Source organism: Sphingomonas panni, assembly GCF_022664435.1.
GTDB lineage: Bacteria > Pseudomonadota > Alphaproteobacteria > Sphingomonadales > Sphingomonadaceae > Sphingomonas > Sphingomonas panni.
Genome location: NZ_JAKREU010000002.1, coordinates 184,187 through 196,559, shown reverse-complemented (window position 1 = coordinate 196,559; position 12,373 = coordinate 184,187). Strand labels below are relative to the sequence as shown.

Below are 12,373 nucleotides of genomic sequence, written 5' to 3'. Positions count from 1 at the left end.
TCTTCGGCGGCGGGGGCGCAACCAGCCTCCCGCCGCCGCTTGCTCAATAGGTCGCGCGGAGCGACAGGCCGAAGCGGCGATCGTTGAGCTGGTACTGCAGCGGAGCGGACGGCGTGCCGATGTACAGCACGTTCATCCGGTTGTTCAGGTTCACGACGTCCGCCGACACCGCGACATGCTCGTTCAGATTGACGCTGATCGAGGCGTCGAGCGAGGCGAAGGGCTTGGCGAACTGGCCCTGCCCGTTGGCACCGCTGCCGGTGGTCTGTTCGAGGTAGCTCGACCGGCCGTTATAGGCGAGGCGGGCGGTGACCGGACCCTTTTCGTACAGCCCGATCAGGTTGTAGCTGTGCTTCGACAGCTTTTCCAGTGGCAGGGTGGAGGGCAGGTTGTTGCTCGACGAGGAGAACGGGTTCTCCACGTTCGAGTCGACATAGGTGTAGTTCGCCTGGATGCCGAAGCCGCTGAGCAGGCCGGGCAGGAAGTCGAAGAACTGCTGATAGCCCGCTTCCAGCCCCTTGACCGTTCCGTCGCCCGAATTGAGCGTCGAGTTCACGTTGTACCGACGCCCGCCATAGGTGCCGATGAACCGACCGCTCGACAGGAAGCCGTTGACCTTCTTGTAGAACAGGCCGGCGGTCAGCGATCCGGTCGGTGCGAAATACCATTCGGCGGTCAGGTCGAAATTGTCCGATTTGATCGGCCGCAGGAACGGGTTGCCCGAGCTGGCGAAGGGCAGGCCGTTGTTCGGATCGACCTGGTTCGGGTTCTGCAGCGTCACGTTGGTCGACAGCACGTCGAAGTTCGGCCGCGCCACGCCCTTCGAATAGGCGAAGCGCATCTGGAACTGGTCGGTCAGCCGGGCGCGGATGTTCATGCTGGGCAGGACGTTGGTATAGTCGTTGCCTAGCGAGATGCCGGTGAAGCTGCCGTCCACATTGAACTGCGTCCCGACCGAGGTCGTGCGCGTCTTGACGATCCGCACGCCCGCGCCGCCGTCGAACCGGATGCTGCCCAGTTCGAAGGCGTAATCGGCGATACCCCAGGCGGTGTAGGTCTTTTCCGTCTGGCGGTTGAGGTCACCCGGCGTGAAGGCGTCCTTGGTCTGGGCACCGAACAGGGCATAGAGCGCCTTGGTCTGTTCCCACACGCCCTTGCCCGCCGGGAATGCCGGATAGAGGATGCCGCCGGTGACGGTATTGCCGTCGAACCAGTTCTTCGACGGTCCCTTCATCGACAGCTGCGGGAAACGGCTGAGCGGGATCAGCGGCGTGCCGGCCGGCACGTCGCGGCAGCCCGGCGCGATCCCCTGATACAGGCAGACGCCGTTCCAGGTGCCGCGCAGGTCGATGCTGTTGTCGGAATAGCGCGCACCGCCCCGCAGCTTCTTCAGGAAGCCGCCTTCGAAATCATATTCGATGTCATAGGCGAGCGCGAGCGTGTCGGCATCGTTGCGCTGGAGCGCGTCGGCGATGAACGGCAGCGAATAGTTTGCCGGATTGTTCAGCACCGCCGGATTGGTGACGTCCCAGCGCGGATACTTGCCGCGCAGGTCGAACACGACCGTCGACGGATGCGGCGCGACGGTGCCGCCATATTGCCCGGTCGCGTTCTGGCCGGTGCGGTTGTACAGCGACAGGACGTGGCCGTTGCGGTCGGCGTTGTAATAGGACGTCAGATACTGGACGTCGAAGTTGACCTTTGCGCGGTCGGTCGCCTGCCAGCCGACATTGAACGTGAAGTTCTGGCTGGCGCTCCACAGCTCCTGGTCGAACCGGCCGGTTTCGAAGGTCTGCGGCGACAACGAGCCGCTGGTCGCATAGCCGTCCTTGTTGAACGTGAAGGCGCTGCCGGGCGTCGGCAGCGTGTTGTACTGCGTCACACGCCCCTGCGAGTCATACTGGTTGCCCGGCAGGTTGTTGAAATCGTAATAATAGGCACCGGTGCGGTTGAACCAGTATTTCGTGCCCTGATACTGTGCGGTCACGAGCACCGCGTCGCTGGCCTGCCACTGCACCGCCGCGGCGATGCCCAGCCGCTTGCGGTCGCCGGTATCGTCATACACTTCGAAGCCATAGGGGATCTGCGCATTGTTCGGCGCATTGGCGATCGACCCGGGGCGCGCTTCGCCGAACGGCCCAGCGAGCAGGCCGTCCTGACGATACTGGCTCTTCGAATAGACCGCGTTCAGCAGGATGCCGATCTCGCCGATGCCGGTGTCGTAGCGGTTGCTGTACAGGCCCGAAAACGCATAGCCCGGCTTGTCGACACGGTCGTAATAGTTGCCGCGTGCGGTCATGCTGATGACCTGTCCCGGTGAATCGAACGGCCGGCGGGTGCGCAGGTTGACCGCGCCGCCGACGCCGCCTTCGATGATGTTCGCCGGGGCGTTCTTGTACACGTCGATGCCAGAGAGCAGTTCGGGCGGAATCCCTTCGAGGTCGAAGGCGCGGCCGCCCGATGCCGAATAGACGGCGCGCCCGTCGAGGAAGTTCTGGACCTGGGTCAGGCCGCGGACCGTGATCGCGGGCTGGGTGCGGTGGTCGAAATCGGTCGCGCCTTCGCCATAGCGGCGCTGAATCTGGACGCCGGTGATGCGCTGCAGCGCTTCGGTCGTGTTGACGTCGGGCAGCTTGCCGATGTCCTGTGCGCTGACCGAATCGACGATCTGGTCGGAATTCTGCTTGATCGCCTGTGCGGTGCGCAGCGATGCGCGCACGCCGGTGACGACGATGTCGTCGCCATTCTCCGTCGCGACATCGGTGCTGGCTTGCGCCGTCGCCTGCGCCGCGGCGGTACCGGCAAACCCGGCGACCGTCATCACCGAGGCGCCGGCCAACAGGACGCGTTTCATCGTCTTCATAATCCCCTCTCCCCATCACTGGCTCTGAACCCGAGCCTTGTCTGACATATTACCGTATATTATTTGCCTGACAATATGAAATCTTCGGGTCGACGCGGCAGGATTTTTGGGCCTATGCTGGCGACCGATAGGGGAGGGCCGGCATGGCAGCGCGTAAGGGTGGGCAGCCAGCGAATGTCGCATTGGCGCGCAGGATCGGCGTGGCGATCGTCACCGGGCAGCATGAGCCGGGCAGCGGCCTGCCCGGTGAGATCGACCTGGCAGAAAGCTTCAGCGTATCCCGCAGCGTGATCCGCGAGTCGCTACGTATGCTGGCGGCCAAGGGGTTGGTCGAAAGCCGGCCAAAGGCGGGTACCCGCGTCCGCGAACGGCAGGCGTGGAACCTGCTCGACCCCGAACTGCTCGGCTGGATGTTCGAAGGCGAGTCGCCGCCGCTCGCCTTCGTCCGCAGCCTGTTTCAGCTGCGCATGATCGTGGAGCCGGCGGCGGCGGAACTGGCGGCGGCATCGCGTTCCCCCCGGCAATTGACCCGGATGGGCCATGCGCTTGAGGAGATGGCGCGCCTCGGACTGGACAGCGAGGCGGGGCGGGCGGCGGACCAGAGCTTCCACGCCACCATCCTCGAAGCGACCGGCAACGAACTGCTGGTCAGCCTGTCCGCCAGTATCGCCGCAGCCGTGCGGTGGACCACCTTCTTCAAATATCGCGCTGGTGCGCCCCGCGATCCGGTTGCGGAACATCAGGCGCTGTTCGAGGCGATCGCCCGGAGCGACGGACCGGGTGCCCGTGCCGCGACCGAGACGCTCGTGGAGCTTGCGCGGCAGGATACCGAACGCGCCATGGCGCTGTCGGCCGGCATCGAAAACATGTCTGTCAAATAGAGTAGCCCGCGAACGATCGCCGATTTGAGGCAATTGACGATGCGCTAAACCGGGGTAATTGTCGTACAAGAATAACAGGAGAGGTTGATGTTCGCCATCGACACCGGTGCCGTGACGCGCCGGATCGCCGCCGCGTGCGCCGAGCAATACACGTATCGGCCGCGCTGGCCAGTCGCCATTGCGGGTGTCGCGATGACACTGGCGATCCCTGCCATGGCGCAACAGAGCCGGATGGTCGCATCACCGACCGCGGCCAAGCCGGTATTGCACGTCGACGGCGCGCCCTATCTGCTGCTGGGGATGCAACTGAACAATTCGAGCGGATTCCCCGCCGAGTTCCGCCGCCTCGGTCCCGCCATCGCGCGCAGCCATGCCAATACGGTCATGGCCCCGATCGGTTGGGAAACGGTCGAGCCGGAAGAGGGCCGGTTCGACTGGGCGGTGGTTGACGGCCTGATCGCAGAGGCCCGGGCGCAGAATGTCCGGCTGGTGCTGTTGTGGTTCGGCACCTGGAAGAACGGCAATATGAGCTATGTGCCGTCGTGGGTGAAACGCGACGTGCAGCGCTTTCCGCGGGTGATGACCGCCGAGGGCAGGCCGATCGAAGTCCTGTCGCCGATCGCGGCGGCCAGTCGCGACGCCGATGCCCGCGCCTTCGCTGCGCTGATGGGGCATCTAAAGGCGGTCGATGCCGCACGGGGCACCGTCATCATGGTGCAGGTGCAGAACGAGGCAGGGACGCTGGGCGCCGATCGCGACCATTCGCCGGCTGCCGAGGCATTGTTCCGCGCACAGGTGCCCGCCGACATGATCGGGGCCAGGCCCGGCGACTGGACCGCCAACTACGCCGAACGCGCGCCTGAGGCGTTCATGGCCTATCATACCGCCCGCTACGTCGGTGCGGTCGCTGCGGCGGGGAAAGCGGCCTATGCCCTGCCGCTCTACGTCAATGTCTGGCCGCGCGAGCAGCCGGGATTGTTGCGGCCGGGCGACAGTTCGCCGTCCGGCGGGGCCGTGTCGTGGCTGTTGCCGCAATGGCGCGCCCTGGCACCGGCGATCGACGTGGTGGGCGTCGACAATTACGACACCAACGTCGCGCCCTATACCGAGATTGCACGCGCCTATGACGTGTTGGGCAATCCGTTGTTCGTGCCCGAAACCGGCGGCAGCATGGCCCATGCCCGCCACGCCTTCTGGACCGTCGCGCAACCCCATGCGATCGGCATCGGCAAGTTCGGCATCGGTCCCGATTTCGGGATGAAGGACGGCAAGGACGTCGAAGAGCCGATCGCACTGGATTACCGGTTGCTGCGCGATGTCGCGCCGATCCTGCTGCCGATCCGCGATGCCGGTCGGGCACGGGTCGCGATCGAGCAGGACGGCATGGCAAACGTGCCGATGGGCTTTTCCGGCATGGATCTGGTCGCACGGTTCGGGGCTGTCCGCGACGGCTATGGCGGGCCGCGCGGGCAGGGGAATGCCGATCTGTCCGGCCGGGTGATCGCGGCACAGGTGGCGGCGGACCGCTATCTGTTGACCGGCGCCGCCGCCAATCTGAAATTCGCCCTGCCACTGGGACAGGACGGTTCGGTGCAGTTGGTGCGCGTCGAGGAAGGGCATGTCGAGGCCGGACGGTTCGTCCGCGACCGGTTGCTGAACGGCGACGAGACGGCGTTCGGCCTGATCCTGCCGCCGACCGGACGGACGCTGATGGTGACCGTGCAGGTGAACAAGTGAGCCGGCTCGCCCGCGCACTGGCGGCGATGGCGATTGTCGCATCGGCCCCTGCCGCCGCCCTGCCGCCCGAGCGGAGCGAGGTCGCGATCACGCTACGCCCGGCGGTCGATCGCCCTTCGACGGTGTTCGAAGGCTGGGGTACCGCGCTTGCCTGGTTCGCGGATGTGACCGGCGGCTGGCCCGAGGCGGAGCGGACGAGGCTCGCAGACTTGTTCTATGGCCCGGATGGCCTCGGCTGGACGATCGCGCGCTACAATATCGGCGGGGGTAATGCCGCCGGTACGCCTCCCTATCTGCGGCCCGGCGGCGCGGTGCCCGGTTTCTGGCGACAGCCGCCGGGTACGACCGGGCGCGACTGGTGGCGATCCGACGATCCGGCGATGTGGGACTGGTCGCAGGATCTGCGGCAGCGTTGGTGGCTGGACGCCATTCGTGACCGGGTGAAAGCACCGATCTTCGAAGCCTTCTCCAATTCGCCACCATGGTTCATGACGGTGTCGGGCCGGGTGTCGGGCGCGGAAAAGGGCACCGACGACAATTTGCGGCCCGGATACGAGGCGCCGTTCGCCGCCTATCTGGCGCGCAGCGTCGACGAATTGCAGCGCCGCCACCGCATCACCTTCCGCACGCTGTCGCCGGTCAACGAACCGAACACCGATTACTGGTTCGCGGCGAACAAGCAGGAGGGCGCGCATTGGAGTCCGGCGCGACAGGCGGCGATCATCAATGCGACCGATGCGGCGCTCAAGGCGCGGGGGCTGTCGACGGTGATCGCCGCGCCGGACGAAACCAACTCGCACGTCTTCCTCGAAGATTGGGCCGGTTATCCGGCTGCGACCCGAGCGCGGATCGGGCAGCTCAACGTCCACAGCTATGGCACGGTCCACCAGACCGGCGTGCGCGACGTCGCGCGGGCCAGCGGCATCCGGCTATGGATGAGCGAGAATGACGCACCGCTTGCCGGTGATCCCGAGGCGGTCGATGCGATGACCAGCCCGCTGGCCTTTGCGGAACATGTCGTGCTCGACCTCAAGCGGCTGGAACCCGCCGCCTGGGTGTTCTGGCAGGCGGTCGAGGACTGGAGCGCGCGTGATGGCAAGCCGGGGTCGAACTGGGGTCTGGTGAAGGCAGACCTTGCCGCCGCCGCGACTGCGCCGCACCGTATTACGGTCACGCGCAAATATTGGGCGATGGCGCAGTTCAGCCGCTACATTCGTCCCGGCTACAGGCTGGTGCCGGTCGATGACCTCGACACGGTCGGTGCGCTGGCACCGGACGGGCGGACGCTGGTACTGGTCCATGTCAATCCGGGACCGGTCCTGCGGCGGCTGACGATCCTGCAGGGCTGGCGTGCGCGGATGATCCTGACCGACGCGACGCATGACGCGGTTCCGGTGGGAGGGACCGTCGTTCCAGCACGCGCGGTCGCGACACTGGTTCTCACGCGATGATGGTCGGTGCTGTCGGGGGGGCGCATCATTCCGCGACGCAGCGCCGGAATGGTGACCCCTACGAGAATCGAACTCGTGTTTTCGCCGTGAGAGGGCGACGTCCTAACCGCTAGACGAAGGGGCCGTTTGCGGGAGGAGCGCTCCTACGCTGCATTCGGGATGCCGTCAAGTTGGCAAAGGTGCCGCGAAACACGCAATCGACGGCAGGGAAAAGTTTCGATTTGATACGTATATTGTTCAGGAAAACGAAACCTTTCCATTTCCCGTGCTTTGAACCCGGTGAACCATTCATTGCAGGGCAGCTATCATGGCCAAGGCCGTTCCCGTCATCCTCTCGCTCATCCCCCTCGCGGCCGTGATCGGTGCCTGCGTGGCGTGTCCCTGACCCACGGGCATCGTGCCGCATAGCTACAAGAAAAAAGGCCGCCGGATCGCTCCGGCGGCCTTTTCCGTTGGTCGAAACCGTCGGGCTTAGCCCTGCGCTTCTTCCGTGTTCGCGTCGTCGCGGGCGATTTCGCCCGGCTCGGCGTTGGGATCGTAATCCTCGGTGAAGCCGGCATCGTCACGCTCGAACATCGACGCCATGACGTCGACGCCCTGCGCCTGCATTTCGGCTTCTTCCGGCGAACGGGCGACGTTCACCTTGACGGTGACCGACACTTCCGGGTGGAGCGCGATCTTCACGTCGTGCAGGCCGATCGCCTTGATCGGACGATCGAGGGCGACCTGCGACTTGTCGACCTTGTGGCCATCGGCGACCAGCGCGTCGACCAGATCGCGGACCGCGACCGAACCGTAGAGCTGACCGGTGTTCGACGACTGACGGATCAGCGTGACCGAAACGCCTTCCAGCGTCTTGGCTTCGGCTTCGGCGTCGGTGCGACGGGCGGCGTTTTCGGCGACGATCCGCTCGCGGTTCGCCTCGAACACCTTCTTGTTTGCTTCGTTGGCGCGCAGCGCCTTCTTGCGCGGCAGCAGGAAGTTACGGGCGAAGCCGTCCTTTACCTTCACCACGTCGCCGATGGCGCCGAGCTTCTCGACGCGTTCCAGCAGAATGACGTCCATGTCGGGCGCTCCTTACTTAACGATGTAGGGCAGCAGGCCCAGATGGCGGGCGCGCTTGATGGCCTGGGCCAGTTCGCGCTGCTTCTTGGCGCTCACCGAAGTGATGCGCGACGGGACGATCTTGCCGCGTTCGGACACGAAGCCCTGCAGCAGACGAACATCCTTGTAGTCGATCCGGGGAGCGTCCTTCGCGGAGAAGGGGCAGCTCTTGCGGCGGCGGAAAAACGGACGTGCCATGGGTGCTGCTCCTTACGCTTCGACTTCGGCCGACGGCTCGCGCTCACGGCGCGGACCACGGTCGTCACGGTCACGGCCACCACGACGGTCGCCACGCTCCGAACGCTCGCTCTTGCGCATCATGACGGTCGGACCTTCCTCATGCGCGTCAACCTTGACGGTCATGAAGCGGATCACGTCTTCGTTGATCTGCGTCTGGCGCTCCAGTTCGGCAACGACGTCGCCCGGCGCGTCGATTTCGAGCATGACGTAATGCGCCTTGCGGTTCTTCGCGATGCGATAGGCGAGGCTGCGCAGGCCCCAGGTTTCGGTCTTGACGACCTTGCCGTTCATGTCCTGAACGATCTTGGTGGCGGTTTCCGCCAGCGCGTCCACCTGCGCCTGTGCCAAATCCTGGCGCGCAAGGAACACGTGCTCGTAGAGAGCCATATTCTTTCTCGTCTGTTGGCCGATCGCTGACGCCGCGCCTGTCGCGGAGCCCCTCCGGCTGTCGTCTTCAAATGCAATCCGGGGCGACAGGCACTGGTCCCGTCACCCCGGATGCGTATTCCCTTACCCGAATCACGCGGAAAGGCAAGGTCAGTTGCCGATGGCGCCACCGATCACCGCGCCGATCAGCCCGCTGGCGATCGCGATCAGCACCGCGTCATTGCCCGACTGCACCCACTGATAGCCACGCGGCGGGGCGTAGACGCCACGCTGGCGATAGGTGCGATAGTCGATCTGGCGATAGTTCGGCGCACGGTTCCGGTCGAACCGCTGGCCGCGCTGCCAGTTGGTAAAGCGCACCGGCTGTTGGCGAACCACGGTCCGGCGGACATTCTGGCCATGGCGGTTCTTTTCGACCACGACGGTCCGGCCGGGGCGTTCCTTGATGACGGTGCGGCTCTGCGCGGATGCGGCCATCGGCGTCGCGAGCAGCGAGGCGGTCATTGCGGCGAGGATCAGCTTCTTCATCTTCGGTCTCCTTCGATTTGCTGTTGAGGCCAAGATGGGGACGGGCTGTAACGGGGGTTTGTCACCGATCGTGCGAAATGGTCGCAGCCTGTCGCAACGGTCCCTCTTGCGTTCAGCTTGGCCGAGCGACTACGCCGCGCGGCTTGGATTTGCAGGAGACGTCGGCGATGCGCGCATTCATCTTTCCGGGGCAGGGGAGCCAGTCGGTCGGCATGGGCGCCGCACTCGCCGCCGCCAGCCCCCATGCCCGTGAGGTGTTCCAGGAGGTCGACGAGGCGCTGGGCCAGCATCTCTTTCGCCTGATGACCGAGGGTCCCGATGCCGACCTGCTGCTGACGGAGAATGCCCAGCCCGCCATCATGGCGAACGCCATTGCGACGCTGCGCGTGCTGGAGCGCGAGGGCGGCATTCGCCTGGCCGACAAGGCCGATTTCGTGGCGGGACATTCGCTCGGCGAATATACCGCTTTGTGCGCCGCGGGTGCACTTGACCTGTCGACCACCGCGCGGCTGCTGAAGCTGCGCGGGCAGGCGATGCAGGCGGCGGTGCCGGTGGGCGAGGGGGCGATGGCCGCGCTGCTGGGTGCGGACCTCGCCAAGGCGCAGGCGCTGGCCGAGGCGGCGGCGGGGGGCGAGGTCTGCACCGTCGCCAACGATAACGACCCGTCGCAGGTCGTCATTTCCGGCGCGAAGGCGGCGATCGAGCGTGCGGTGCCGCTGGCGAAGGAAATGGGGATCAAGCGCGCGGTCGTGCTGCCGGTATCGGCCCCGTTCCACTGTCCGATGATGCAGCCTGCCGCCGACGCGATGGCCGCGGCGCTCGCCGATGTCGCGCTGTCGGCACCGGTCGTCCCGGTCTATGCCAATGTCACCGCCGCGCCCGTGGCCGACCCGGAAACGATCCGCTCGCTGCTGGTCGAGCAGGTGACCGGCATGGTCCGTTGGCGGGAATCGGTGCTGGCGATGCAGGAAGCGGGCGTCGGCGATTTCGTCGAACTGGGCGGCAAGGTGCTGGGCGCGATGGTCAAGCGCATCGCACCGGATGCGACGGCGACCAGCGTGGTGACGATGGCCGACATCGAAGCGCTGGTGGGTCGGTTGTAAGAAGGATTCGGTTTCACGCGAAGGCGCGGAGGCACGAAGATCAAGGATCGCGAGGACATCTGCCGCGACATTGTCGACGTTGCGCTGCGCCTGCATCGTGAACTGGGTCCGGGGCTGCTCGAGAGTGTGTACGAGATGCTGTTGGCCGGGCGGCTGGCTGCGATGGGGTACGACGTTGTTCGCCAGCACCCGGTTGACATCCTGTTCAATGGTATCAGGTTCGAAGCTGCCTTCCGCATCGACTTGATCGTCGACGGAATGATACTGGTCGAGGTTAAATCGGTCGAACGGCTGAACGCCGTTCACGCCAAGCAACTGCTGACTTATCTTCGTCTCACCAAGCAGCCTATCGGGCTGCTTCTCAATTTCGGCGGCGAAACGCTCAAGGAGGGGCTGCGCCGGATCGTCAACGACTACCGCCCCTCCGCGTCTTCGCGCCTTCGCGTGAACCAAATTCAGGAAGACTAACCTATGTTCGACTTAATGGGAATGACCGCCCTCGTGACCGGTGCCAGCGGTGGCCTTGGTTCCGCCATTGCGAAGGGCCTGGCGGCGCAGGGGGCGCGCCTTGCGCTGTCCGGTTCCAATGCCGCCAAACTGGAGGCGTTCGCCGCCGAACTGGGTGGCGATCATGTGCCGCTGGTCTGCGATCTGTCGGACGGTGCTGCGGTCGACGGACTGGTGCCGCAGGCGGTGAGCGCGCTCGGCAAGATCGATATCCTCGTCAACAATGCCGGCGTCACGCGCGACAACCTCGCCATGCGGATGAAGGATGACGAATGGGATCAGGTGATCCGCGTCAACCTCGAGGCGGCGTTCCGCCTGTGCCGTGCCGCCGCCAAGCCGATGATGAAGGCACGTTTCGGCCGGATCGTGTCGATCACCTCGGTCGTCGGGCAGACCGGCAATCCGGGGCAAGCAAACTATGCCGCGTCGAAGGCCGGGCTGGTCGGCATGTCTAAGGCGTTGGCGCAGGAACTGGCGAGCCGTGGCATCACCGTCAACTGCGTCGCGCCGGGCTTCATGGCCTCGGCGATGACCGACGTCCTGCCCGAGGCGCAGAAAACCGCTCTGCTGGGCAAGATTCCGGCCGGGGCGTTGGGCACCGGCGGTGACGTGGCGGCTGCGGTCGCCTATCTCGCCAGTCGCGAAGCCGGTTACGTGACCGGCCAGACGATCCATGTGAACGGCGGGATGGCGATGGTATGAGCGTGATGCTGATGGCGGCGATGCTGGCCGCGGGCGATGCCAATGTCGTCAAATGCACCGTGGCGAAGCTGCCCAAGGGCGATCTGGCGAAGATGCAGCAGGGCATGATCGTCGGCGTGCTGGAGGGCAAGAAGCCGACGCCGGCGACCGAGGCGCTGGTCAAGACGGCGCGTCGTCACGCCGCGACGTGTCAGCCGGGCACCGGCAAGGTGGATGCGCGCGCGGGCGATATCGTCGTCACCAGCGTCGCGGTCGAGGCGCTGGCGTCCGGGCTGTCGGCCAAGGGCGTCGACCCCGTTGCCGTCAATCGCCGGCTCAGCCAGACGCCGCCTGCCGTGCTGAACGCCTTTCTGGCGCGCAAGCAGACGGCCGAGGTGGATGCCTTCATGACCGGCATGATGAGCTTGGCTGGCGGCAAGAAGACCGATACGCGGTTGCAGCGGCTGATGGGCGGATATGCCTTCAACGCGGCGACGCTGGCACGATTGTTCGCCGCCAAGGGCTGATGCGTCCGCACCGGCGCTCTTGCGCACGGGCCGGACGCGCTTTAGGGGCATTCAGGTAATAAACACCCCGAATGTGAAGAGGGAATGAATATGAGCGAGACCGCCGAACGCGTGAAGAAGATCGTCGTCGAGCATCTCGGCGTCGAAGCGGAAAAGGTGACCGAGGACGCGAGCTTCATCGACGATCTGGGCGCGGACAGCCTCGACATCGTCGAGCTGGTCATGGCGTTCGAGGAAGAATTCGGCGTCGAAATTCCCGACGATGCCGCCGAGAAGATCACGACCGTCAAGGACGCGATCACCTATATCGACGAGCATAAGGGCTGATCCGGCGGGGACGGCCCCGCCGTCCCGCCGCTCAGGC

General features: G+C 65.4%; 13 protein-coding genes and 1 tRNA gene. 8 read left to right on the top strand and 6 right to left on the bottom strand.

Translation table 11 applies throughout. From position 1 onward, the window contains the following. Positions 1-43: 43 nt before the first annotated feature. Positions 44-2,863, bottom strand: coding sequence for a TonB-dependent receptor (locus MF609_RS05685; RefSeq protein ID WP_242415331.1), 2,820 nt, complete (start codon positions 2,861-2,863; stop codon positions 44-46). Between the two features lie 143 nt (positions 2,864-3,006). On the opposite strand from MF609_RS05685, the gene MF609_RS05680 reads away from it, so the two are divergent. The 3 genes from MF609_RS05680 (at position 3,007) to MF609_RS05670 (ending at position 6,932) form a co-directional block, all read left to right on the top strand. Beyond that, the gene (locus MF609_RS05680; protein WP_242415330.1) at positions 3,007-3,744 is read left to right on the top strand and encodes a FadR/GntR family transcriptional regulator; all 738 of its coding nucleotides are present in this window, start codon (positions 3,007-3,009) and stop codon (positions 3,742-3,744) included. 87 nt (positions 3,745-3,831) lie between these two features. Continuing rightward, complete coding sequence (locus tag MF609_RS05675) at positions 3,832-5,481, top strand: DUF5597 domain-containing protein (RefSeq protein ID WP_242415329.1); 1,650 nt, start codon at positions 3,832-3,834, stop codon at positions 5,479-5,481. After that, positions 5,478-6,932 carry a glycoside hydrolase gene (locus MF609_RS05670; RefSeq protein WP_242415328.1) on the top strand — a complete coding sequence of 485 codons (1,455 nt, stop codon included), beginning with the start codon at positions 5,478-5,480 and terminating at the stop codon, positions 6,930-6,932. Before MF609_RS05675 ends, MF609_RS05670 begins: the two co-directional genes overlap by 4 nt. Before the next feature lie 49 nt (positions 6,933-6,981). Here the strand turns inward: MF609_RS05670 and MF609_RS05665 are convergent. From MF609_RS05665 to MF609_RS05645, 5 genes are all read right to left on the bottom strand, one after another. Then, a tRNA-Glu gene (locus MF609_RS05665) sits at positions 6,982-7,056 on the bottom strand. Between the two features lie 347 nt (positions 7,057-7,403). Continuing rightward, the gene (gene rplI / locus MF609_RS05660) at positions 7,404-7,997 is read right to left on the bottom strand and encodes a 50S ribosomal protein L9 (RefSeq protein WP_066689154.1); all 594 of its coding nucleotides are present in this window, start codon (positions 7,995-7,997) and stop codon (positions 7,404-7,406) included. 12 nt (positions 7,998-8,009) lie between these two features. Further along, positions 8,010-8,234 (bottom strand): 30S ribosomal protein S18, encoded by a 225-nt coding sequence (gene rpsR / locus MF609_RS05655; protein ID WP_010543816.1) that lies wholly within the window; start codon positions 8,232-8,234, stop codon positions 8,010-8,012. A gap of 12 nt (positions 8,235-8,246) precedes the next feature. Continuing rightward, positions 8,247-8,663 carry a 30S ribosomal protein S6 gene (rpsF, locus tag MF609_RS05650; protein ID WP_066689152.1) on the bottom strand — a complete coding sequence of 139 codons (417 nt, stop codon included), beginning with the start codon at positions 8,661-8,663 and terminating at the stop codon, positions 8,247-8,249. Between the two features lie 150 nt (positions 8,664-8,813). After that, positions 8,814-9,191 carry an RcnB family protein gene (locus MF609_RS05645; RefSeq protein ID WP_242415327.1) on the bottom strand — a complete coding sequence of 126 codons (378 nt, stop codon included), beginning with the start codon at positions 9,189-9,191 and terminating at the stop codon, positions 8,814-8,816. 167 nt (positions 9,192-9,358) lie between these two features. Between MF609_RS05645 and fabD the strand changes: the two genes are divergently transcribed. From fabD to MF609_RS05620, 5 genes are all read left to right on the top strand, one after another. Next, positions 9,359-10,294 (top strand): ACP S-malonyltransferase, encoded by a 936-nt coding sequence (fabD, locus tag MF609_RS05640; RefSeq protein ID WP_242415326.1) that lies wholly within the window; start codon positions 9,359-9,361, stop codon positions 10,292-10,294. Between the two features lie 39 nt (positions 10,295-10,333). Continuing rightward, positions 10,334-10,762 (top strand): GxxExxY protein, encoded by a 429-nt coding sequence (locus MF609_RS05635; protein WP_242415609.1) that lies wholly within the window; start codon positions 10,334-10,336, stop codon positions 10,760-10,762. 3 nt (positions 10,763-10,765) lie between these two features. Then, positions 10,766-11,503, top strand: coding sequence for a 3-oxoacyl-[acyl-carrier-protein] reductase (gene fabG, locus MF609_RS05630; protein ID WP_242415325.1), 738 nt, complete (start codon positions 10,766-10,768; stop codon positions 11,501-11,503). Continuing rightward, positions 11,500-12,009, top strand: coding sequence for a hypothetical protein (locus tag MF609_RS05625; RefSeq protein WP_242415324.1), 510 nt, complete (start codon positions 11,500-11,502; stop codon positions 12,007-12,009). The genes fabG and MF609_RS05625 overlap by 4 nt, the downstream gene beginning before the upstream one ends. Positions 12,010-12,099: 90 nt before the next feature. Continuing rightward, a complete protein-coding gene (locus tag MF609_RS05620; RefSeq protein ID WP_055760552.1) occupies positions 12,100-12,336 on the top strand; it encodes an acyl carrier protein in 237 nt (78 codons plus the stop codon). The last annotated feature ends 37 nt before the right edge of the window (positions 12,337-12,373 follow it).

Bases quoted from the DNA above. Each gene is read 5' to 3' on its own strand.
- MF609_RS05685 (WP_242415331.1), bottom strand. From the start codon at position 2,863: ATGAAGACGATGAAACGCGTCCTGTTGGCCGGCGCCTCGGTGATGACG.
- MF609_RS05680 (WP_242415330.1), top strand. From the start codon at position 3,007: ATGGCAGCGCGTAAGGGTGGGCAGCCAGCGAATGTCGCATTGGCGCGC.
- MF609_RS05675 (WP_242415329.1), top strand. From the start codon at position 3,832: ATGTTCGCCATCGACACCGGTGCCGTGACGCGCCGGATCGCCGCCGCG.
- rplI (WP_066689154.1), bottom strand. From the start codon at position 7,997: ATGGACGTCATTCTGCTGGAACGCGTCGAGAAGCTCGGCGCCATCGGC.
- rpsR (WP_010543816.1), bottom strand. From the start codon at position 8,234: ATGGCACGTCCGTTTTTCCGCCGCCGCAAGAGCTGCCCCTTCTCCGCG.
- rpsF (WP_066689152.1), bottom strand. From the start codon at position 8,663: ATGGCTCTCTACGAGCACGTGTTCCTTGCGCGCCAGGATTTGGCACAG.
- MF609_RS05645 (WP_242415327.1), bottom strand. From the start codon at position 9,191: ATGAAGAAGCTGATCCTCGCCGCAATGACCGCCTCGCTGCTCGCGACG.
- fabD (WP_242415326.1), top strand. From the start codon at position 9,359: ATGCGCGCATTCATCTTTCCGGGGCAGGGGAGCCAGTCGGTCGGCATG.
- fabG (WP_242415325.1), top strand. From the start codon at position 10,766: ATGTTCGACTTAATGGGAATGACCGCCCTCGTGACCGGTGCCAGCGGT.
- MF609_RS05625 (WP_242415324.1), top strand. From the start codon at position 11,500: ATGAGCGTGATGCTGATGGCGGCGATGCTGGCCGCGGGCGATGCCAAT.
- MF609_RS05620 (WP_055760552.1), top strand. From the start codon at position 12,100: ATGAGCGAGACCGCCGAACGCGTGAAGAAGATCGTCGTCGAGCATCTC.